General features: G+C 70.1%; 17 protein-coding genes. 5 read left to right on the plus strand and 12 right to left on the minus strand.

Going from position 1 to position 20627, the window contains the following annotated elements:
* Positions 1-169 precede the first annotated feature (169 nt).
* Positions 170-4060 (plus strand): glycoside hydrolase family 2 TIM barrel-domain containing protein, encoded by a 3891-nt coding sequence (locus CP976_RS35180; protein WP_150483953.1) that lies wholly within the window; start codon positions 170-172, stop codon positions 4058-4060.
* A gap of 27 nt (positions 4061-4087) precedes the next feature.
* Here CP976_RS35180 and CP976_RS35185 read toward each other — a convergent pair whose 3' ends face one another.
* Positions 4088-4450, minus strand: a complete 363-nt coding sequence (locus CP976_RS35185; protein ID WP_086851380.1) for an ArsR/SmtB family transcription factor — start codon at positions 4448-4450, stop codon at positions 4088-4090.
* Between the two features lie 143 nt (positions 4451-4593).
* Between CP976_RS35185 and CP976_RS35190 the strand changes: the two genes are divergently transcribed.
* From CP976_RS35190 to CP976_RS35200, 3 genes are read left to right on the plus strand one after another with little or no spacing between them, the layout of a single operon-like run.
* Positions 4594-6075 (plus strand): AlkA N-terminal domain-containing protein, encoded by a 1482-nt coding sequence (locus tag CP976_RS35190; RefSeq protein ID WP_280117531.1) that lies wholly within the window; start codon positions 4594-4596, stop codon positions 6073-6075.
* A gap of 9 nt (positions 6076-6084) precedes the next feature.
* Positions 6085-6567 carry a methylated-DNA--[protein]-cysteine S-methyltransferase gene (locus tag CP976_RS35195; protein ID WP_150483954.1) on the plus strand — a complete coding sequence of 161 codons (483 nt, stop codon included), beginning with the start codon at positions 6085-6087 and terminating at the stop codon, positions 6565-6567.
* Positions 6568-6617: 50 nt separating this feature from the next.
* The gene (locus tag CP976_RS35200; protein ID WP_150483955.1) at positions 6618-7331 is read left to right on the plus strand and encodes a bleomycin resistance protein; all 714 of its coding nucleotides are present in this window, start codon (positions 6618-6620) and stop codon (positions 7329-7331) included.
* On the opposite strand, the gene CP976_RS35205 is transcribed toward CP976_RS35200, so the two are convergent.
* The 3 genes from CP976_RS35205 to CP976_RS35215 form a co-directional block, all read right to left on the minus strand.
* Positions 7291-8046, minus strand: coding sequence for an SIR2 family NAD-dependent protein deacylase (locus CP976_RS35205; protein ID WP_150483956.1), 756 nt, complete (start codon positions 8044-8046; stop codon positions 7291-7293). The genes CP976_RS35200 and CP976_RS35205 overlap by 41 nt on opposite strands.
* An 81-nt stretch (positions 8047-8127) precedes the next feature.
* Positions 8128-8622 carry an NUDIX domain-containing protein gene (locus CP976_RS35210; RefSeq protein ID WP_150483957.1) on the minus strand — a complete coding sequence of 165 codons (495 nt, stop codon included), beginning with the start codon at positions 8620-8622 and terminating at the stop codon, positions 8128-8130.
* A 57-nt stretch (positions 8623-8679) separates the two neighbouring features.
* Positions 8680-9753, minus strand: coding sequence for an ADP-ribosylglycohydrolase family protein (locus CP976_RS35215; protein WP_150483958.1), 1074 nt, complete (start codon positions 9751-9753; stop codon positions 8680-8682).
* Between the two features lie 291 nt (positions 9754-10044).
* Here CP976_RS35215 and CP976_RS35220 point away from each other — a divergent pair, with 291 nt between their 5' ends.
* Positions 10045-11163 carry a glycerate kinase gene (locus CP976_RS35220; protein ID WP_150485632.1) on the plus strand — a complete coding sequence of 373 codons (1119 nt, stop codon included), beginning with the start codon at positions 10045-10047 and terminating at the stop codon, positions 11161-11163.
* Between the two features lie 4 nt (positions 11164-11167).
* Here the strand turns inward: CP976_RS35220 and CP976_RS35225 are convergent, their stop codons facing one another.
* The 8 genes from CP976_RS35225 to ccrA all read right to left on the minus strand — a co-directional run bounded on the left by CP976_RS35225 (position 11168) and on the right by ccrA (position 20319).
* Complete coding sequence (locus tag CP976_RS35225) at positions 11168-12388, minus strand: alpha/beta fold hydrolase (protein ID WP_150483959.1); 1221 nt, start codon at positions 12386-12388, stop codon at positions 11168-11170.
* 202 nt (positions 12389-12590) lie between these two features.
* Positions 12591-13439 carry a CDP-diacylglycerol--serine O-phosphatidyltransferase gene (gene pssA / locus CP976_RS35230; protein WP_150483960.1) on the minus strand — a complete coding sequence of 283 codons (849 nt, stop codon included), beginning with the start codon at positions 13437-13439 and terminating at the stop codon, positions 12591-12593.
* Positions 13426-14082: a phosphatidylserine decarboxylase gene (locus CP976_RS35235; protein ID WP_150483961.1), complete on the minus strand. Its 657-nt coding sequence runs from the start codon at positions 14080-14082 to the stop codon at positions 13426-13428. Before CP976_RS35235 ends, pssA begins: the two co-directional genes overlap by 14 nt.
* A 170-nt stretch (positions 14083-14252) precedes the next feature.
* Positions 14253-15458 (minus strand): acyl-CoA dehydrogenase family protein, encoded by a 1206-nt coding sequence (locus tag CP976_RS35240; RefSeq protein ID WP_030242417.1) that lies wholly within the window; start codon positions 15456-15458, stop codon positions 14253-14255.
* Between the two features lie 2 nt (positions 15459-15460).
* A complete protein-coding gene (locus CP976_RS35245) occupies positions 15461-15973 on the minus strand; it encodes a MaoC family dehydratase (protein ID WP_150483962.1) in 513 nt (170 codons plus the stop codon).
* 5 nt (positions 15974-15978) lie between these two features.
* Positions 15979-16941, minus strand: a complete 963-nt coding sequence (locus CP976_RS35250) for an HpcH/HpaI aldolase/citrate lyase family protein (protein WP_150483963.1) — start codon at positions 16939-16941, stop codon at positions 15979-15981.
* Positions 16938-18965, minus strand: a complete 2028-nt coding sequence (locus CP976_RS35255; protein WP_150483964.1) for a protein meaA — start codon at positions 18963-18965, stop codon at positions 16938-16940. The genes CP976_RS35250 and CP976_RS35255 overlap by 4 nt, the downstream gene beginning before the upstream one ends.
* Before the next feature lie 10 nt (positions 18966-18975).
* Positions 18976-20319 (minus strand): crotonyl-CoA carboxylase/reductase, encoded by a 1344-nt coding sequence (gene ccrA / locus CP976_RS35260; protein ID WP_150483965.1) that lies wholly within the window; start codon positions 20317-20319, stop codon positions 18976-18978.
* Positions 20320-20627: the final 308 nt, after the last annotated feature.

Consider the following 20627-nt stretch of genomic DNA (forward strand, 5'->3'; position numbering starts at 1 on the left):
GTCATTGCTTCGGTTGTGTTCGAGTCCTAGGGTGTGCCTGCTCAGCAGTTGCTCCGTCACCGTCAGTTGCACGGGTCCCAACAGAAACGCCCATCGCGGCAGTTGGGGATCACATCTGACGTGCCCTCAGTCCGTGCAGCACCCTGTCGAACCGAGGAAGGCCACGGTCATGCCGCACCCGCTCTCGTCCCCCGCCGACCGGCCCGTCGTCAGCCGTCGCCGTCTGCTCGAAGGGGGCGCCGCCGTGCTCGGCGCGCTCGCCCTGTCCGCGTCGCCCGCCGTCGCGCACGCGGCCGGCCGGCGCCCGGCGGCGGACGGTCCTCCGGAGTGGAACGACGGCCTGGCCGTGTACCGCGTGGGCACCGAGCCGCCGCACACCACGCTCATGCCGTACGCGAACCTCGGGCAGGCCCTGGCCGGCGACCGCGAGCGCTCGCCGTACCGGCTGAGCCTCGACGGCACGTGGAAGTTCGCCTACGCCGACCGACCCGACGACCGGGACGCCGACTTCTACCGCACCGACGTCGACGACTCCGGCTGGGACACCATCCCCGTGCCCTCGGCCTGGCAGCTGCACGGCTACGACTTCCCGATCTACATCAACATCACCTACCCCTGGTGGGGCCCCAACGGCGGCGGCGAGGACGCCCAGCCGCCGGCCGCCCCGACCCGCTACAACCCCGTCGGCCAGTACCGCCGTACGTTCACCGTCCCCCGGAACTGGTCGGGCCGCCGCACCTTCCTGCACTTCGAGGGCGTCAAGTCCGCCCACTACGTGTGGATCAACGGCGAGCTGGCCGGCTACCACGAGGACTCCTACACCTCCGCCGAGTACGACATCACCCCCCACCTCAAGCCGGGCACCAACCAGATCGCCGTCGAGGTGTACCGCTACTCGGACGCCGAGTGGCTGGAGGACCAGGACATGATCCGGCTGAGCGGCATCTTCCGCTCGGTCCACCTGTACTCCACGCCGAACGTGCACCTGCGCGACTTCAAACTGGACACCCCGCTCGGCGACGACTACACCTCGGCCGAGCTCAAGGTCACCGCGCACGTGCGCGACTACGGAGGCAAGGGCGCGGGCCGCTACACGGTCGAGACCCAGCTCTACGACGCGCGCGGCCACGCCGTCTGGCCGCGGCCCCTGAACCAGCCGGTCGACGTGCCGGACGGCGACGAGGCCACCGCCGAGGCGTCCAGAGCCGTCCCCTCGCCGAAGCTCTGGTCGGCCGAGCACCCGAACCTCTACACCGCCGTGCTGCGACTGCGCGACCCGTCCGGCAAGGTCGTCGAGACGCTCTCGCACCGGGTCGGCTTCCGCGAGTTCGCGCTCAAGGACGGCCTGATGCGCATCAACGGCAAGCCGGTCTCCTTCCGCGGCACCAACCGGCACGAGATGCATCCCGTCACCGGCTCGGCGCTCACCCGGGCGCAGATGATCGAGGACATCGAGATCATCAAGCGGCTCAACATCAACAGCGTCCGCACCTCGCACTACCCCAACAACCCGCTGTGGCTGGAACTCGCCGACGAGTACGGCCTGTACCTCGTGGACGAGACCAACCTCGAAACCCACGGCATCCGCGACAAGTTCCCCGGCAGCGGCCATCCCGAGTGGACCGAGGCGTGCGTGGTCCGCGCCCAGAACATGGTCCACCGCGACAAGAACCACGCCTCGGTGGTCATCTGGTCCCTCGGCAACGAGGCGGGCGGCGGCACGACGTTCAACGCCATGTACGACTGGATCCGCTCCTACGACCCCACCCGCGTCATCCAGTACGAGGGCGACGACCGCCCCGGCATCAGCGACATCCGCTCCGAGATGTACGACAGCCCGCAGCGGGTCGAGCAGCGCGCCAAGGACACCGGTGACACCCGGCCGTACGTGATGATCGAGTACTCCCACGGCATGGGGAACTCCAACGGCAACTTCAAGAAGTACTGGGACATCGTCCGCCGTTACGACGTCCTCCAGGGCGGCTGGATCTGGGACTTCGTCGACCAGGCCCTGAGCTGGCCGGTCCCGACCCGCAAGCTGCTGACCGAGTCCGGCCCGGGGGCACTGCGCGGCGAGGTCATCGCACCCGCCGCCGGCTTCGACCGCGCGAAGGGCGTCTCCGGCGGCACCGTCTTCCCCCGCGACGCCCGCCTCGACCTCACCGGCTCCCTCACGCTGGAGGCCTGGGTCACCCCGCACGTGACCGGCGGGCACCAGCCCCTCATCGCCAAGGGCGACACCCAGTACGCCCTCAAACAGACCGACAAGAACCTGGAGTTCTTCATCCACGGCGGCGGTCAGTGGGTCACCGCGAGCTGGGCGCTGCCCGAGGGCTGGACGGGCAAGGAGCACCACGTCGCCGGCGTCTTCGACGCGGACGCGGGGACGCTCACCCTGTACGTCGACGGCCAGGCGCGCGGCACCCGGACCACCACGCGGCGCCCCGGCAACAACACCGCGTCCCTCACGCTCGCCACCGACGTCGACAACCCGACCCGGGAGTTCAGCGGAACCATCCGGCGGGCCCGCGTCTACGCCCGTGCCCTGAGCGCCGCGGAGCTGGCCTCGGACAGCCGCGGCCCCGGCGACGAGGGCGTGCGGTTCTGGTTCGACGCCGCCACCGTCGGCTTCAGCGAGAAGCGCCCGCGCGACAAGACGTTCTACGCCTACGGCGGCGACTGGGGCGACAACCCCAACGACGGCGCCTTCGCCGGTGACGGCATCGTCCTGCCCGACCGCACCCTCACGGGCAAGTCCGCCGAGGTCAAGCAGATCTACCAGGCGATCAACGCCGCCCCGGCCTCCGGCGGCCCCGGCGCCGTCACCCTCACCAACGAGTACCTGTTCACCAACCTCCGCGAGTTCGACGGCCGTTGGTCCCTCGTCGCCGACGGCAAGGTCGTCCAGCGCGGCCGGCTGACCCGCGACCAGCTGAATCTCGCGCCGCTGACCAGCAAGGACATCAAGGTGCCGGTGCGGCTGCCGGCGAAGCCCGCCCCGGGCGCGGAGTACTTCCTCCAGCTCTCCTTCACCACCAGGGAGTCCACCCAGTGGGCGAAGTCCGGCTTCGAGGTGGCCAAGCAGCAGCTCGCCCTCGACACGGACAGCCCGGCTGTGACGCCGCTGCCCCTGCGCAGCGTCCCCGCCCTGCGGTACACCGACCGGGACGAGGACGTCACGGTCAGGGGCAAGGGCTTCTCGGTCACCGTCGACAAGAGCACCGGCACCATCACGTCGTACGAGGCGGGCGGCACCCGGCTCATCACCTCCGGCCCCGCCCCGAACTTCTGGCGGGCGCCCACCGACAACGACCGGGGCAACGGCCACCACACCCGCAACCAGACGTGGCGCGACGCCGGAGCGAAGCGGAAGGTGGCGGACGTACAGGTGCGGCCGCTGGACGACCGGGCCGTCGAGGTCACGTTCACCGGCACGCTGCCCACCAGCACGGAGTCCACGTACAGCACGACGTACACGGTCTTCGGCAACGGCGAGATCAAGGTCGACAACACCCTGCACCCGGGAGCGCCGAACCTGCCGTACATCCCCGAGGTCGGCACCCTGCTGTTCCTGCCCCGCCGCCTGGACCGGCTGCACTACTACGGCCGGGGCCCGGAGGAGAACATGTGGGACCGCAACAACGCCACCGACGTGGGCCTGTACTCCGGCACCGTCTCCGGGCAGTGGACCTCCTACCTGCGCCCCCAGGAGAACGGCAACAAGACCGACGTCCGCTGGGCCGCGCTGACCGACGGCAGCGGACGCGGACTGCTCGTGTCCGGTGAGCCGCTGCTGGAGGTCAACGCCTCGCACTTCACCCCCGAGGACCTGTCGGTCGGGGCCCGCCACGACTACCAGCTCGACCCCAGGGACGCGGTGGTCCTCCGGGTCAACCACCGCCAGACGGGCGTGGGCGGCGACAACAGCTGGGGCGCACACCCCCACGACGAGTTCAAGCTCTTCGCCGACCGCGACTACGCGTACACCTACCGGCTGCGTCCGCTGACGCGCGTGAGCGAGGCGATGGCGGCCTCGCGACGGCCGACGGCCACGGAATAGCCGGGCTGGTACGTCAGCGGCGCCGCCTCAGTCGGCGGCGTCGCTGATGCCCAGACGCAGGTGCTCCACGTGGTAGACGGCCTGGTCGAGCAGCTCGGCGACATGGTGGTCGTGCAGCGCGTAGACGACCGAACGGCCCCGCCGCTCGCCCACCACCAGGCCCAGATTGCGCAGCAGCCGCAGCTGGTGCGAGCAGGCCGACTGCTCCATGCCCACCTCGGCGGCCAACTCGGTGGCCGGCAGCGGGCCTTCCCGCAGTCGCGCCAGGATCAGCAGACGGGAGGGCGTGGACAGGGCCTGAAGCGTGGTGGCGACCTTCGTGACGTTGTCCGCGTCCAGGCGTACGCGCTCGGTGGCGTCCTGCGCGGGAATGACGGCTCCATGACCCATGACCTCATCGTACCGGTCACGCACGAACACATGAATGAATCTTCATCTGTCTCGTCGTCGCCGGCCGCCCCGGGGCGCCGCACGGGCACGTCGATGTCGGATTCTCGCCAGACCCGCCCCGCCCGGTGCCCGATGCTGAACGCATGCAGATGGGGATGCACACCGACACCGAGCGCTGCGTACGCGCCGTCCAGTCCAAGGACGCCCGGTTCGACGGATGGTTCTTCACGGCCGTCCTGACGACCCGCATCTACTGCCGTCCCAGTTGCCCGGTCGTGCCGCCCAAGCCGGAGAACATGGTCTTCCACCCGAGCGCGGCGGCCTGCCAGCAGGCCGGGTTCCGGGCCTGCAAGCGCTGCCGGCCCGACACCACCCCGGGCTCCCCGGAGTGGAACCAGCGCGCCGACCTGGTGGCACGCGCCATGCGGCTGATCGCCGACGGCGTCGTGGACCGCGAGGGCGTGCCCGGCCTCGCCACCCGGCTCGGCTACAGCGCCCGGCAGGTCGAGCGTCAGCTGCTCGCCGAACTGGGCGCGGGGCCGCTCGCGCTCGCCCGCGCCCAGCGCGCCCAGACGGCCCGGCTGCTCATCGAGACGACCGCCCTGCCGATGGCGCAGATCGCCTTCGCCGCGGGCTTCGCCTCGATCCGCACGTTCAACGACACCGTCCGCGAGGTCTTCGCCCTCTCCCCGAGCGAGCTGCGCGCCCGAGCCCCCAAGCGGCAGGGCGCGAGCACCCCCGGCGCGCTGTCCCTGCGGCTGCCGTTCCGCGCCCCGCTCAACCCCGACTACCTCTTCGGCCACCTCGCCGCCACGGCCGTACCCGGCGTGGAGGAGTGGCGCGACGGCTCCTACCGGCGCACGCTCCGCCTGCCCTACGGCCACGGCATCGTGGCCCTCACCCCCACCCCCGACCACATCGCCTGCCGCCTCACCCTCAGCGACCTGCGCGATCTGACCGTCGCCGGCAGCCGCTGCCGCCGCCTGCTCGACCTGGACGCCGACCCGGTCGCGATCGACGACCAGCTGCGCACGGATCCGGTCCTGGCGCCGCTGATCGACAAGGCGCCCGGCCGGCGCGTCCCGCGCACGGTGGACGAGGCGGAGTTCGCCGTCCGGGCCGTGCTCGGCCAGCAGGTCTCCACCGCCGCCGCCCGCACCCACGCGGCCCGCCTGGTCACCGCGCACGGCGAACCGGTCGACGACCCCGAGGGCGGCCTCACCCACCTCTTCCCGGCCCCCGAGGCCCTCGCGGCGCTCGACCCGGAGACCCTGGCGATGCCCCGCACCCGCCGCACGACCTTCACCACCCTGGTCAGCGCCCTCGCCGACGGCGACCTCCGCCTCGGCGTGGAGAGCGACTGGCCGCGCACCCGTGCCCAGCTCCTCGCCCTGCCCGGCTTCGGCCCCTGGACGGCCGACGTCATCGCCATGCGCGCCCTCGGCGACCCCGACGCCTTCCTCCCCACCGACCTCGGCATCCGCCGCGCCGCCAAGGAACTCGGCCTGCCCTCCACGCCCGCCGCGCTCACCGCTCGCGCGGCGGCCTGGCGCCCCTGGCGTGCCTACGCCGTCCAGTACCTCTGGGCGACCGACAGCCACCCGATCAACTTCCTACCGGTATAGGGACGTTCGATGAAGCACCACACCGTGACCGACAGCCCCTACGGCCCCCTCACCCTCGTCGCCGACGACGGCGTCCTGTGCGGCCTCTACATGACCGACCAGCGCCACCGCCCGCCGGAGGAGACCTTCGGCACCCGCGACGACACCCTGTTCGCGGAGACGGAGGAACAACTGAAGGCCTACTTCGCGGGCGAGCTCAAGGAGTTCACCGTCGAACTCCGCCTGACCGGCACGCCGTTCCAGAACCGGGTCTGGGACCGGCTGCGCCGCATCCCGTACGGCGAGACCCGCACCTACGGCGAGCTCGCCGACGCCCTCGGCGCCCCGGCCGCCTCGCGCGCCGTCGGCCTCGCCAACGGCCGCAACCCCATCGGCATCATCGTCCCCTGCCACCGCGTGATCGGCGCGAACGGGAGCCTGACGGGCTACGGGGGCGGTCTGGAGCGCAAGCAGCGCCTGCTGGACTTCGAGCGCGGGGCCGCACTCTTCTAGGCACCGCTCTTCCAGGCACCCGGTTGGTCAAATTTGACTAGAGTGGGCGCATGCCGGAGAAGACGATCCCGATCCTGCCGTGCCAGACCCTCCCACCCGTCCTCGAGTTCTACACCGCCCTCGGCTTCGAGGTGACGTACCAGCAGCGCAGCCCCAACCCGTACGCGGTCGTCGAACACGGCGGCATCGAGCTGCAGTTCTTCGCGATGAAGCACTACGAGCCGACCGGCTCGATCAGCACCTGCTACGTCCTGATCGACGACGTCGACGGCCTGTACCGGGCGTTCCGGGCCGGGCTCAAGGCGGCGTACGGCAGGATCCCCACCCGGGGCCTGCCGCGCGTGGGGCCGCTCAAGGACATGTCGTACGGCGTGCGGCAGTTCCTCATGACCGACCCGGGCGGCAACTGCGTCCGGGTCGGTCAGCGCACGGGCGGAGAGCGGCACCACGGGCCCGCCCCCGAGGAGACGTTCGCGCGGGCCCTGCACCACGCGTCCCTCCTGGCGGACTCCAAGGGGGACGCGGAGGGCGCCGCCAAGGTCGTCGACCGGGTGATGCGCCTGACCGACGAGACGCCGACGCGCGTACAGCTGCTTCAGCTCCTCGTCCTGCGCGCGGACATCGCGGGGCGGCTCGGCGACGAGCAGACGACGGCGACCGCCCTCGCCCGGGCCGCCGCGCTCGACCTCACGGAAGCCGAACGCGACCGGGCCCGCGACACGCTCACGCGCCTGGAGGATCTGCTGGCGTCGTCTCGGCCGTGAGGCCGCGCAACAGCTCCGGCAGCGCCGTGCCGATGGGTTCGCGGACGATCTCGTCGGCACGGTCGTCGTACGGCGTCGGCTCGGCGTTGACGATGACGAGCCGGGCCCCGTGGTCTGCGGCGACACCGGCGAGGCCGGCGGCGGGCTGGACCTGGAGACTCGTACCGACGGCGACGAACACCTGGCAGGCCTTGCTGATGGCGGCCGCCTCGCCGAGGACGACCGGGTCCAGCCGCTCGCCGAACATCACCGTCGCCGGCTTCAGGACGCCGCCGCACTCCAGGCACGGCGGGTCGTCCTCCCCGGCCTCGACCCGTGCGAGCGCGTCCTCCATCGAGCCGCGGGCGTGGCAGCCGGTGCACACGAAACTCCGTGCCGTGCCGTGCAGTTCGAGGACCTTGCGGGCGGGCATCCCGGCGAGCTGATGCAGCCCGTCCACGTTCTGCGTGATCACCCGGACGGGCACCCCGGACCGCTCCAGTTCGGCCACCGCCCGGTGCGCGGCGTTGGGCTCCGCCTGGAGCGTCCGGGTCTCGCGCCGCATCCGCCAGGAGCGGCGGCGGATCTCCGGGTCGCCCATGTAGTACTCGTACGTGACGAGCTTCTCGGCCTCCGGATCCCGCCGCCAGAGCCCGTTCGGCCCGCGGTAGTCCGGGATCCCGGAGTCCGTGCTGATACCGGCACCGGTGAGGAGCGCGACGAGGGGCTTGGCCATGGCACCGAGGGTAGGCCGGGCCGTACGACAGCGGCGAGCGGTTAACGAACGGGACGTCGACGGGTGATCGGCCGGAGCCGGTCAGTACACCCGGTGCCCGTTCTCCAGCTCCGCCGTGCCCGAGCCGTCCGCCAGGACGTCCAGGCAGGCCAGGACACGGCGGCCGAGGGCGCCCGGCAGGTACTCGGTCAGCTCCTCGCGCGGGACCAGCCGCCAGGACAGCAGTTCCTCCTCCTGGAGGCGGATCGCCTTGAACTCGTCCTCGCCGAGCACCCCGCCGTCGTACAGATACGCCACCAGCGGCGGACGCCCCGTGCCGTGCACCCAGTCCACCGCCAGCAGCCGGCCGAGCTCCCGGTCCAGCCCGATCTCCTCGGCCGTCTCGCGCCGTGCCCCCTGCCGCGGGGTCTCGCCGTCGTCGGACTCGATCGTGCCGCCGGGCAGCGCCCAGCCCTCCCGGTAGTTGGGCTCGACGAGCAGCACCCGGCCCTCGCCGTCCCGGAACAGCGCGGCGGCGCCGGCCAGCACCCGGGGCAGGGACGCGATGTAGGCGGCGAAGTCAGAAGAGGTGGTCATTGGGGCAGGGTAACCACCCGATGACGGCTCAGCCGCGGGGGACGACGCAGCCGGCCTTCAGGCCTCCTGTTCCGTCAGCCGCAGCGTCCGCTCGGCCAGCTCGCTGATCCGCACCCCGTCGAAGCCGAACACCGCGCTGCGGACCGTGTCCTCCAGCGGTACCGTCCACTGGTCCGCGATGCCGGCCGCCCCGCCGAACACCCCGGCCACCGACCCCGCCGTCGCACCGTTGGAGTCGGTGTCCAGGCCACCGCGGACGGTCAGGGTGATGGTGCGGGTGAAGTCGCCGTCGCCGTAGAGCAGGCCGGCGGTGAGGACGGCGGCGTTCGGGACGGTGTGGATCCAGCCCATCCCGGTGGTCTCCTCGGTGACCGTGGTGAGCGTGTCCTCCCAGGACATCCGGGTGTCGTGCAGGGCGACGACCCGGCGCACCGTGCGGGCCAGGCGGCTGCTCGCCGGGATCACGGCCAGGGCCTCGTCGACCGCGTGCCGCACCGTGGGCGCCGTGAACGCCGCCGCGATCAGCGCCGCCGCCCACATCGCCCCGTAGACCCCGTTGCCGGTGTGTGACAGCACCGCGTCCCGCCGGGCCAGTGAGGCGGCCCGGCGCGGTGCGCCCGGGCAGGTCCAGCCGAAGATGTCGGCCCTGATCAGCGCCCCGATCCACTCCTGGTACGGGTTGTCGTACGTCGCCGTCAGCGGCGGCTTGAGCCCGTTCGCGAGGTTGCGGTACGCGGCCCGCTCGGCGGTGAACGTCTGGAGATACGGCAGCCGCAGCAGCCACAGGTCTCCGACCTGCTCGGTGCTGAATCCGAAGCCGTGGGTCTCCAGCAGGTCCAGGCCGAGGATCGCGTAGTCGACGTCGTCGTCACGGCAACTGCCGTGGATGTGGCCGCGCACGCACTGGCGCCACTCGGGCCGCAGCTCGAAGCCGTCACTCTCACTGATCGGCTCGGGGAGGTAGTCGGTCAGCGGCAGGGCGGCGGCCTGCCGGAGGTAGCGGTCGATGCGGTCGCGCGTCCAGACCTCGCCCTGCTCGACCGGTTTGCCGAGCATGTTGCCCGCGATGCGGCCCTGCCAGCCGCCGAGGATGCGGTCGGTGAGCTCTGTCGCCGTGCGCGCAAGGGTCATGGTTATCGTCTACCCGTTTCGGCGGGATGCTCCGGGGTGGGCGCTGTCGTGTGTTTCGCGGCTGCCGGTGCGTCGTGGCCGGTCGCGCCCGCGCGGCGGCTGCCGCGTGTATGACACAGCCCCGCGCCCCTTGGGGCGTCGTTCCAGAGGTTGGGCAGAGGCTGACGGCCGGGGCGTCCTCCGGTTAAGGTCGCAGCGGCGCGACTGGCCTTGACGTGCGTGAGGGCCCGGAGAGCAAGGGGAGTGCAAGTGGCGGACGCAGCAGTGAGCGATGCCTGGAAGACACAGCGGGTGCTCGTCGCCGCGGACAAGTTCAAAGGGTCGCTGACGGCCGTGGAGGTCGCCGAACGGGTGACGGCCGGGCTGCGCCGGGCCGTACCGGGCGTGGAGGTCGAGGCGCTGCCCGTGGCCGACGGCGGTGACGGAACGGTCGCCGCGGCGGTCGCCGCCGGGTTCGAGCGCCGGGAGGCACGGGTCGCCGGTCCGCTCGGCGACGAGGTGACGGCGGCCTTCGCGCTGCGCGACGGCACCGCGGTCGTGGAGATGGCCGAGGCGAGCGGCCTCCAGCGGCTGCCCGCCGGCGTCTTCGCACCGCTCACGGCGTCCACGTACGGCTCCGGCGAGCTGCTGCGGGCCGCGCTGGACGCGGGTGCCCGCACGATCGTCTTCGGGGTCGGCGGCAGCGCCACCACGGACGGCGGCGCCGGAATGCTGTCCGCGCTGGGCGCGCGCTTCCTGGACCCGGACGGCGAACCGGTACCCCCGGGCGGCGGCGGCCTGGCCGGTCTGGCCACCGCCGACCTGTCCGGCCTCGACCCCCGCCTCGCCGGCGTCGAACTGGTCCTCGCGAGCGATGTCGACAACCCGCTGACCGGCCCGAAGGGCGCGCCCGCGGTCTACGGCCCGCAGAAGGGCGCCTCGCCGGACGACGTGGCGGCCCTGGACGCCGCCCTCGCGCACTTCGCGAAGGTGCTGGAGGAGTCGGCCGGACCGAAGGCCGCCCGGTACGCCGCCTCGCCCGGCGCGGGCGCGGCGGGCGGCATCGGCTACGGCGCGCTGCTCCTCGGCGCCCGTTTCCGCCCCGGCATCGAGGTCATGCTCGACGTCCTGGGCTTCGCCCCCGCCCTGGACCGCGCCGGCCTGGTGATCACCGGCGAGGGCTCCCTCGACGAGCAGACCCTCCACGGCAAGGCCCCGGCGGGCGTCGCCGCGGCGGCCCGCGCGGCCGGCAAGGAGGTCGTGGCGGTCTGCGGCCGCCTCGCCCTCCCCCCGGAAGCCCTGGGCCGGGCCGGAATCCGCCGGGCCTACCCCCTGACGGACGCGGAGCCGGACGTGGCGACGTGCATCGCCGAGGCCGGGCCCATCCTGGAACGGGTGGCGGAGCGGATCGGGCGGGACTTCCTGACCTGACCCGTCACGGAAGGGGGATCAGGTCACCGTCCGGCTCCCTGAAGTAGCTGCCGCTGCCGAGACCCTCCACCTGGCCGTTCTTGAACCACTGCTTCGACATGCGGTGCACGACCTTGGCATTGAGCTCCCACACCAGGGTGTGGCCCGAGCCGGCGAGGCAGAACATCAGCTTCTCGGGCCCCGGGACGGCCGCGTAGAGGGCCGGCACCGAGAAGCGGACGGGGTCGGGGAGGGTGGCGGGGCTGTTGGCGGTCCGGTCCTGCTCCCCGTAGACGATGAGCACGGGAACCCGTTCACCGAGGACGGGTGTGCCCGCCGGGTTCTGGTGCGGCACCGTCTCGTTGTTCCAGCCCCACCAGTAGGTGTTCCGGTACCGCAGGATGCCCTCGTACTCACCCGGTGCCACTTCGGGGCCCCACTTGCTGCCGAGAGGGTCGTTCTCCATGCAGGCCTCCCAGGCGAGGTCCACGATGTCGGGCTCCCGCAGGGCGGGGTTGCCGTCCAGCCCCGTCCTGAACCCTGTCTTGGTGCCGACGTGCATCGGGAAGCCCCAGGTGAGGGCCGGCGTGGACACGGGCAGCGTCTGGGCCTCGGCCGGGCGTCCGAAGGGGGCGGCGGGGTTGCCCGACCACCGTCCCTTGGGAGGGAAGACGGGGGCGAGCAGGAGCAGGCTCTCGACGTTGCCGGGGTTCTGGAGGGTGTAGGAGCCCATGATGGCCGCGCCCAGGGAATAGCCGATGAAACGGATCGGCTTGTTCCTGCCGGGCAGGCCCTTGATGAACTTGACGACCGCGTCCAGCTCCGCCCACTCACTCTCCGAATTCCCGAGCTGGTACGGGTACGGGGGCGGGGGAGGGCAGGGCTCCTGGAGGGGGTTGGGGACGAGGGCCGGCTGCTGCGCGGGGTTGGCGTTGCACGGATCGTCCATCCTGGGGCGTGGCGACCGGCCGGAGCCCTGCAGGTCCATGAGGAAGACGTCGTAGCCGTCGTCCGCGAGTTCCTGTGCCCAGCTGTAGCGGGTGGCGGAGCCGCCGGGCACCGGGGCGAGATCGAACGCCGCCAGCGCCGGCACGCTTCTGCCGTGCAGCATCAGCACCGGCTTGGGCGTATGGCTCGGCTTGGTGCCGTCGTACTCCCGGACGGGCAGCGTCACCGTGTCGTCGAAGTTCGCGGGGATCTTGGACTTGAGCGTGACCCGGTGCTCTTTGAGGGTAGGTGCGGGCATGGCAGTCTCCCGGTCTGGAAGGGGAGGAACTCTCTGACAACCCCCCTGTTCCACCCTCCTCTTCCTGCGTTTCTCCTGCAAATCGGCCCAAAGCAGAGGTAGTTGACCAGTCAAGGGCAATGCAGGGGATGCCCTTGAACGCAAAACGGGTGTGGCCCGAGCCTCGGAGGCTCGGGCCACACCCGTCAGTGGAGGGACGAGATCAGGGCAGCTGCGCCGCCCGCGCTTCCCTCCGGTTGTCGCGGAAGGTGTTCACCCGGCGCGCCGTGGCGAACAGCGGGATCGTCGCCGCCATCACGATCTGCAGCGCGCAGCCCATCTGCAGCAGTACCTGGCCGCCCGGCGCGTCGAACGCCCACGCCGCCAGCATCCCCATGGCCGACACGATCCAGGCGAGCACGGCCACCGCGAGGATGCCCCGCGGCTTCGGGTATTCGACCCGGCTCACCATCAGCCATGCCGTACCGACGACCGCCAGCAGCGTCGCCTCGAACGGCAGCTCGAGCAGCACGATCGAGACGACCGTGAGCGCACCGAACGGTGAGGGCATGCCCTGGAACGTGCCGTCCTTCACGGTGACGCACGAGAAGCGGGCAAGCCGCAGCACCACCGCCAACAGCACAACGATCGCGCCCACCGCCGCGACCCGCTCGTGCGCGTCGCTCGCGACCATGCCGTACACGAGCACGAAGTACGCGGGCGCCAGACCGAAGCTGATCAGGTCGGAGAGATTGTCCAGCTCCGCACCCATCGGCGACGACCGCAGCTTGCGGGCGACGAGGCCGTCGAACAGGTCGAAGACCGCGGCGCACAGCATCAGTATCACGGCCGTGGCCGCGCTGTTGCGAGCCATGCCCGAATTGTCGCCGGAGAGGTGCGGGATGAGGATGCCGGTGGTGGTGAAGTACACCGCCATGAAGCCGCACGTCGCGTTACCGAGCGTGAGCGTGTCCGCTATCGACAGCCGGAGAGACAGCGGCAGTTCCTCCGCGTCGTCCTCGTCCTCGGCGACCCAGTTCGTGGCCTGTGTGTCGGGATCAATCACGGTCAATTCGAGTCACCCCCGCAGTCGTGGTCTGACCAACCTCGACAGCGACGTCGACACCTTCCGGAAGGTAGATGTCAACGCGCGATCCGAAGCGGATCAGGCCGATGCGGTCGCCCTGCTCGACCTTGGTGCCCTGCGGGACGTACGGGACGATCCGCCGCGCGACCGCGCCGGCGATCTGCACCATCTCGATGTCACCGAGCTCGGTGTCGAAGTGCCACACCACACGCTCGTTGTTCTCGCTCTCCTTGTTGAAGGCGGGAACGAAGCCACCGGGCACGTGCTCGACCGACGTCACCGTGCCGGCCAGCGGCGCGCGGTTGACGTGTACGTTGAGCGGGCTCATGAAGATGGCGACGCGAGTGCGGCCGTCCTTCCACGGCATGATGCTCTGCACCACACCGTCGGCGGGCGAGATGACCCGGCCCTGGCCGATCTCGCGCTCGGGGTCGCGGAAGAACCACAGCATTCCCGCCGCGAGGGCGGTGGCGGGAACGGCGACGGCCCTGGCGGCGCCGGAGCGGCGGGCACGGGCCAGGCTGAGGGCTGCGGTGGCGACGGTCGGAAGGAGCCACGGCGATGCTCCGCGCGCGAGGCGTACGCCGGCCCGGCTGTCGCGAGATGCAGAGGTTTGGCTGTGGGGCATGGATGACCTTCGTAGCGGATGATGCCGCACTCTGACGGGGGACGGCGGCTTTCCGGCGATCGTAGCGGCTCGGGGCCCTAACTGGGTAAGCCAGGCAGCCGAGTCGGCGTCCGAAGAGTGCTGACGGGGTGTGATCTTCTTCTCCAAGAAAACACCCCGTATCCGGACATCTAGCCCTGGAATCGATACTCCTCGAGCAATCGCCGACCGATGATCATTTTCTGGATCTCGGCGGTACCTTCACCGATCAGCAGCATCGGTGCCTCACGATAGAGGCGCTCGATCTCGTACTCCTTGGAGAAGCCGTAGCCGCCGTGGATCCGGAAGGCGTCCTCCACGACCTCCTTGCAGTACTCGGAGGCGAGGTACTTCGCCATCCCAGCCTCAAGGTCGTTTCGTTCTCCGGAGTCCTTTTTGCGTGCCGCGTTCACCATCATCGCATGCGCGGCCTCGACCTTGGTAGCCATCTCGGCCAGCTTGAACTGGATCGCCTGGTGCTGGGCGATCGGCTTCCCGAAGGTGTGACGCTGCTGCGCGTACTGGACGCCCAGTTCGAACGCACGCTGAGCGACGCCGCAGCCACGCGCCGCCACGTTGACGCGGCCGACCTCCACGCCGTCCATCATCTGGTAGAAGCCCCGGCCGGTGACGCCGCCGAGCACGCGGTCGGCGGGAATGCGCAGGCCATCCATGATGAGCTCGGTGGTGTCGACCCCCTTGTAGCCCATCTTGTCGATCTTGCCGGGAATGGTGAGGCCGGGGCGGACCTCGCCGAAACCGGGCTCCTTCTCGACCAGGAAGGTCGTCATCGACTTGTGGGGCGCGGTGCCCTCGGGGTGACCTTCGTCACTTCGCACCAGAACGGCCACCAGAGACGACGTCCCGCCGTTGGTCAGCCACATCTTCTGGCCGTTCAGGACGTACTCGTCGCCGTCCTTCACCGCCTTCGACGTGATCGCCGACACGTCCGAGCCGAGGGCCGGCTCCGACATCGAGAAGGCGCCGCGGATGTCGCCGGCCGCCATCCTCGGCAGGAAGTGGTCCTTCTGCTCCTGCGTGCCGTGCTGCTTGAGCATGTACGCCACGATGAAGTGCGTGTTGATGATGCCGGACACCGACATCCACCCGCGGGCGATCTCCTCCACGCACAGCGCGTAGGTCAGGAGCGACTCGCCCAGACCCCCGTACTCCTCGGGGATCATCAGACCGAACAGGCCCAATTCCTTCAGACCGTCGACGATCTGCTGGGGGTACTCGTCGCGGTGCTCCAGCTCGGTCGCGACCGGGATGATCTCCTTGTCCACGAAGTCCCGGACGGTGGACAGGATCTCCTGCTGGATGTCCGTCAGACCGGCGGTCTGGGCGAGTCGCGCCATGGCTACTTCTCCTGCTCCTTGAGCTCGGGGCGGCCGGGCTGCTCGCCGCCGCGCTCCTTGATGTACGTCTCGGTCGGCACCATCACCTTGCGGCGGAACACACAGACCAGCGTGCCGTCCTGCTTGTAGCCCTTGGTCTCGACGTGGACGATGCCGCGGTCGTTCTTCGACTTCGACGGCCACTTGTCGAGCACGGTCGTCTGGCCGTAGATGGTGTCGCCGTGGAAGGTCGGCGCCACGTGCTTGAGCGACTCGATCTCCAGGTTGGCGATCGCCTTGCCGGAGATGTCCGGCACGGACATGCCGAGCAGGAGCGAGTAGACGTAGTTCCCGACGACGACGTTCCTGCCGAAATCCGTCGTCTTCTCCGCATAGTTCGTGTCCATGTGGAGCGGGTGGTGGTTCATGGTGAGGAGACAGAACAGGTGGTCGTCGTACTCCGTGACCGTCTTGCCCGGCCAGTGCTTGTACGTCGCCCCGACCTCGAACTCCTCGTACGTGCGTCCGAACTGCATCGCGCTCAGGCCTCCGGGATCTCGAACTTGCTGGTGCGCTGCATGCCGGCGGCGCGTCCCTTGCCCGCGATGACCAGGGCCATCTTGCGGCTGGCCTCGTCGATCATCTCGTCGCCGAGCATCGCGGAGCCCTTCTTGCCGCCCGCCTCGGACGTGTAGTAGTCGTACGCGTCCAGGATCAGCTCGGCGTGGTCGTAGTCCTCCTGGGACGGCGAGAAGATCTCGTTGGACGCCTCGACCTGGCCCGGGTGCAGCACCCACTTGCCGTCGAAGCCGAGGGCGGCGGCGCGCTGGGCGACCTCGCGGTAGCCGTCGATGTTGCGGATCTGGAGGTAGGGGCCGTCGATCGCCTGGAGGTTGTTGGCGCGGGCGGCCATCAGGATCTTCATCAGGATGTAGTGGTAGGCGTCCGCCGGGTAACCGGGCGGCTGCTCGCCCACGACCAGCGACTTCATGTTGATGGACGCCATGAAGTCGGCCGGGCCGAAGATGATCGTCTCGACGCGCTGGGAAGCCTGCGCGATCTCGTTGACGTTGTTCAGGCCCTGGGCGTTCTCGATCTGCGCCTCGATGCCGATCTTGCCGACCTCGAAGCCCATGGTCTTCTCGATCTGGGTCAGCAGCAGGTCGAGGGCGACGATCTGCTGGGCGTCCTGGACCTTCGGCAGCATGATGCAGTCGAGGTTCTGGCCGGCGCCCTCGACCACCGTCACGACGTCGCGGTACGTCCACTCGGTCGTCCAGTCGTTGACGCGCACGACCCGCGTCTTGCCCGTCCAGTCACCCTCGTTGAGGAACTTGACGATGGTGTGCCGCGCCTCGGGCTTGGCGAGCGGGGCGCACGCGTCCTCCAGGTCGAGGAAGACCTGGTCGGCGGGGAGGCCCTGCGCCTTCTCCAGGAAGCGGGGGTTCGAGCCCGGTACCGCCAGGCAGGAACGCCGGGGGCGAAGGCGGTTGACCGTGGTCATGCGGAGACCTCCAGGGGGTCGAGCTTGTTCGCTTTCCGGATCTCGTCGACGATGCGGCCGATGATTCCGGTGATGTCGAAGTCCTTCGGGGTGAAGACCGCGGCCACTCCGGCTTCCCTGAGCTGCTCGGCATCCCCGTTCGGGATGATGCCACCGGCGATCACCGGGATGTCTGTGGCACCGGCCACACGCAGCCGTTCGAGCACGTCCGGCACGAGCTGGGCGTGCGAGCCGGACAGGATGGACAGGCCGACCGCGTGCACGTCCTCGGCGAGGGCCGCGTCCACGATCTGCTCGGGGGTGAGCCGGATGCCCTGGTAGACCACCTCGAAGCCGGCGTCACGCGCGCGCACGGCGATCTGCTCGGCGCCGTTGGAGTGGCCGTCCAGGCCCGGCTTGCCGACCAGGAAGCGCAGCTTGCCCACCTCCAGGTCCTTGGCCGTCAGATCCACCTTGCGGCGGACCAGGGCCAGCGTGCTGCCCTCCTCGGCGGGCACGGCCACCGGCGCCGAGGAGACACCCGTGGGCGCCCTGAACTCGCCGAACACCTCGCGCAGGGCCCCGGCCCACTCGCCGGTCGTGACCCCGGCGCGGGCGCACTCCAGGGTGGCCTCCATGAGGTTCTCGGTGCCCCGGGCGGCCTCCTTCAGCCGCTCCAGCGCCTTGCAGGGCCGCGGGTGGTTGAAGGGCGGCTGGTAGCGGCTGTCGCGCCACTGCTGAAGCGCGGCGATGACGCGGGCCTCGACCTCCGGGTCGACCGTCTGGATCGCGGTGTCCAGGTCGGCGGTCAGCGGGTTCGGCTCGGTGCCCTCGAAGGCGTTGACACCGATGATCTTCTCCTGGCCGGACTCGATCCGGCCCCGGCGTTCCGCGTGCGAGGCGACCAGCTGCGACTTGAGGTAGCCGGACTCGACGGCCGCCATCGCGCCGCCCATCTCCTGGATGCGGTCGATCTCCGCGAGCGAGGCCTCGACCAGTTCGTCCACCTTCGCCTCGATGACTTTCGAGCCCTCGAAGATGTCCTCGTACTCCAGCAGATCGCTCTCGTACGCCAGCACCTGCTGGATGCGCAGCGACCACTGCTGGTCCCAGGGGCGGGGCAGGCCGAGCGCCTCGTTCCAGGCGGGGAGCTGCACTGCACGCGCGCGTGCGTCCTTGGAGAGGGTCACGGCCAGCATCTCGAGCACGATCCGCTGGACGTTGTTCTCCGGCTGCGCCTCCGTCAGGCCCAGGGAGTTGACCTGGACGCCGTAGCGGAAGCGGCGGTGCTTGGGGTTCTCGATGCCGTACCGCTCGCGGGTGATCCTGTCCCAGATGCGGCCGAAGGCGCGCATCTTGCACATCTCCTCGATGAAGCGGACGCCCGCGTTCACGAAGAAGGAGATCCGGCCGACGACGTCGCCCATGCGCTCCTGGGGCACCTGTCCCGAGTCGCGCACGGCGTCGAGGACGGCGATCGCGGTGGACATCGCGTACGCGATCTCCTGGACCGGTGTGGCGCCCGCCTCCTGCAAGTGGTAGCTGCAGATGTTGATCGGGTTCCACTTCGGCATGTGGGAGACCGTGTACGCGATCATGTCCGTCGTCAGCCGGAGCGACGGCACCGGCGGGAACACGTGCGTGCCGCGGGACAGGTACTCCTTGACGATGTCGTTCTGTGTCGTGCCCTGGAGCTTGGTGATGTCCGCACCCTGCTCCTCGGCGACGACCTGGTAGAGCGCCAGCAGCCACATGGCCGTGGCGTTGATGGTCATCGAGGTGTTCATCTGCTCCAGGGGGATGTCCTGGAACAGCCGGCGCATGTCACCGACGTGGGCGATCGGCACACCGACCCGGCCGACCTCGCCGCGGGCGAGGATGTGGTCGGAGTCGTAGCCGGTCTGCGTCGGCAGGTCGAACGCCACCGACAGACCCGTCTGGCCCTTGGCGAGGTTGCGCCGGTACAGCTCGTTGGACGCCTCGGCCGTGGAGTGACCGGCGTAGGTCCGCATGAGCCACGGACGGTCCTTCTGACGCTCTGTCATCCAGCAGCCCTCAGATGTTCCGGAAGCGGTTGATGGCGTCGATGTGCTGGGCGCGCTTCTCCTGGTCGCGCACGCCCAGGCCCTCCTCGGGGGCCATGCACAGCACGCCGACCTTGCCCTGGTGCAGGTTGCGGTGCACGTCGAAGGCGGCCTGGCCGGTGTCCTCCAGGGAGTACACCTTCGACAGAGTGGGGTGGATCTTGCCCTTCGCGATGAGCCGGTTGGCCTCCCAGGCCTCGCGGTAGTTGGCGAAGTGCGAGCCGATGATGCGCTTCAGCGACATCCACAGGTAGCGGTTGTCGTACTCGTGCATGTAGCCCGAGGTGGAGGCACAGGTGGTGATGGTGCCTCCCTTACGGGTGACGAAGACGCTCGCGCCGAAGGTCTCGCGGCCGGGGTGCTCGAAGACGATGTCGATGTCCTCCCCGCCGGTGAGCTCGCGGATGCGCTTGCCGAAGCGCTTCCACTCCTTCGGGTCCTGTGTGTGCTCGTCCTTCCAGAACTTGTAGCCCTCGGCGTTGCGGTCGATGATCGCCTCGGCGCCCATGGACCGGCAGATGTTCGCCTTCTGCTCGCTGGAGACGACACAGATCGGGTTGGCGCCGCCGGCCAGCGCGAACTGGGTGGCGTAACTGCCGAGTCCGCCGCTCGCGCCCCAGATGAGCACGTTGTCGCCCTGCTTCATGCCGGCGCCGTTGCGGGAGACCAGCTGGCGGTAGGCGGTGGAGTTCACCAGGCCCGGGGCGGCGGCCTCCTCCCAGCTCAGGTGGTCCGGCTTCGGCATCAGCTGGTTGGACTTGACCAGCGCGATCTCGGCGAGGCCGCCGAAGTTGGTCTCGAAGCCCCAGATGCGCTGCTCGGGGTCGAGCATCGTGTCGTTGTGGCCGTCGCTGGACTCCAGCTCGACGGACAGGCAGTGCGCCACGACCTCGTCACCGGGCTGCCAGGCGTTGACGCCCGGGCCGGTGCGCAGGACGACGCCCGCGAGGTCGGAGCCGATGATGTGGTACGGCAGGTCGTGGCGCTTGGCGAGCTCGCTGGTGCGGCCGTAGCGCTCCAGGAAGCCGAACGTCGACAGCGGCTCGAAGATCGATGTCCACACCGAGTTGTAGTTGACCGAGGAGGCCATGACGGCCACCAGGGCCTCGCCCGGGCCCAGCTCGGGCAGCGGCACCTCGTCCAGGTGGATCGACTTGCGGGGATCCTTGTCGCGCGTGGCGAGCCCGGCGAACATCTCCGTCTCGTCCTTGTGCACGGTGATCGCGCGGTACGACTCGGGGAGCGGGAGGGCGGCGAAGTCCTCCGACGTGGAGTCGGGCGACTGGATCGCGGCCAGGATGTCCTTAACGGTCACGGTGTTGCCTCCGGCGGTGAGCGCCCTGAGGGAGGGGCGCCGATGGTTACGTCGGTGCTGCTGAGGGTCGAGGGTGTGCCGTCGGTTCGGCGGTGGTGCTGTTCGGCAGCGCTGGTGGCGCGGGAGGTTGCCTGTGACGCAGGCGTCCGGACGGGCAGGCGCTGGGCCGGCTGGGACATCGCCCGGACCTCTTCAACGTATGACACCGCGTGTCACCCCGCAAGGCACTGAGTGCCAGAAGTTTCTCTCAGATGAAATCTTTACTTGACAAATGAGCGATGATCGATCGAACGGTATCCCAGAGGGCC

The organism is Streptomyces coeruleorubidus, assembly GCF_008705135.1.
Taxonomy (GTDB): Bacteria; Actinomycetota; Actinomycetes; order Streptomycetales; family Streptomycetaceae; genus Streptomyces; species Streptomyces coeruleofuscus.

Excerpts from the sequence above, each read along its gene's own strand:
- CP976_RS35180 (WP_150483953.1), top strand. The coding sequence starts at position 170 with ATGCCGCACCCGCTCTCGTCCCCCGCCGACCGGCCCGTCGTCAGCCGT.
- CP976_RS35185 (WP_086851380.1), bottom strand. The coding sequence starts at position 4,450 with ATGGGTCATGGAGCCGTCATTCCCGCGCAGGACGCCACCGAGCGCGTA.
- CP976_RS35190 (WP_280117531.1), top strand. The coding sequence starts at position 4,594 with ATGCAGATGGGGATGCACACCGACACCGAGCGCTGCGTACGCGCCGTC.
- CP976_RS35195 (WP_150483954.1), top strand. The coding sequence starts at position 6,085 with ATGAAGCACCACACCGTGACCGACAGCCCCTACGGCCCCCTCACCCTC.
- CP976_RS35200 (WP_150483955.1), top strand. The coding sequence starts at position 6,618 with ATGCCGGAGAAGACGATCCCGATCCTGCCGTGCCAGACCCTCCCACCC.
- CP976_RS35205 (WP_150483956.1), bottom strand. The coding sequence starts at position 8,046 with ATGGCCAAGCCCCTCGTCGCGCTCCTCACCGGTGCCGGTATCAGCACG.
- CP976_RS35210 (WP_150483957.1), bottom strand. The coding sequence starts at position 8,622 with ATGACCACCTCTTCTGACTTCGCCGCCTACATCGCGTCCCTGCCCCGG.
- CP976_RS35215 (WP_150483958.1), bottom strand. The coding sequence starts at position 9,753 with ATGACCCTTGCGCGCACGGCGACAGAGCTCACCGACCGCATCCTCGGC.
- CP976_RS35225 (WP_150483959.1), bottom strand. The coding sequence starts at position 12,388 with ATGCCCGCACCTACCCTCAAAGAGCACCGGGTCACGCTCAAGTCCAAG.
- CP976_RS35235 (WP_150483961.1), bottom strand. The coding sequence starts at position 14,082 with ATGCCCCACAGCCAAACCTCTGCATCTCGCGACAGCCGGGCCGGCGTA.
- CP976_RS35240 (WP_030242417.1), bottom strand. The coding sequence starts at position 15,458 with ATGGCGCGACTCGCCCAGACCGCCGGTCTGACGGACATCCAGCAGGAG.
- CP976_RS35245 (WP_150483962.1), bottom strand. The coding sequence starts at position 15,973 with ATGCAGTTCGGACGCACGTACGAGGAGTTCGAGGTCGGGGCGACGTAC.
- CP976_RS35250 (WP_150483963.1), bottom strand. The coding sequence starts at position 16,941 with ATGACCACGGTCAACCGCCTTCGCCCCCGGCGTTCCTGCCTGGCGGTA.
- CP976_RS35255 (WP_150483964.1), bottom strand. The coding sequence starts at position 18,965 with ATGACAGAGCGTCAGAAGGACCGTCCGTGGCTCATGCGGACCTACGCC.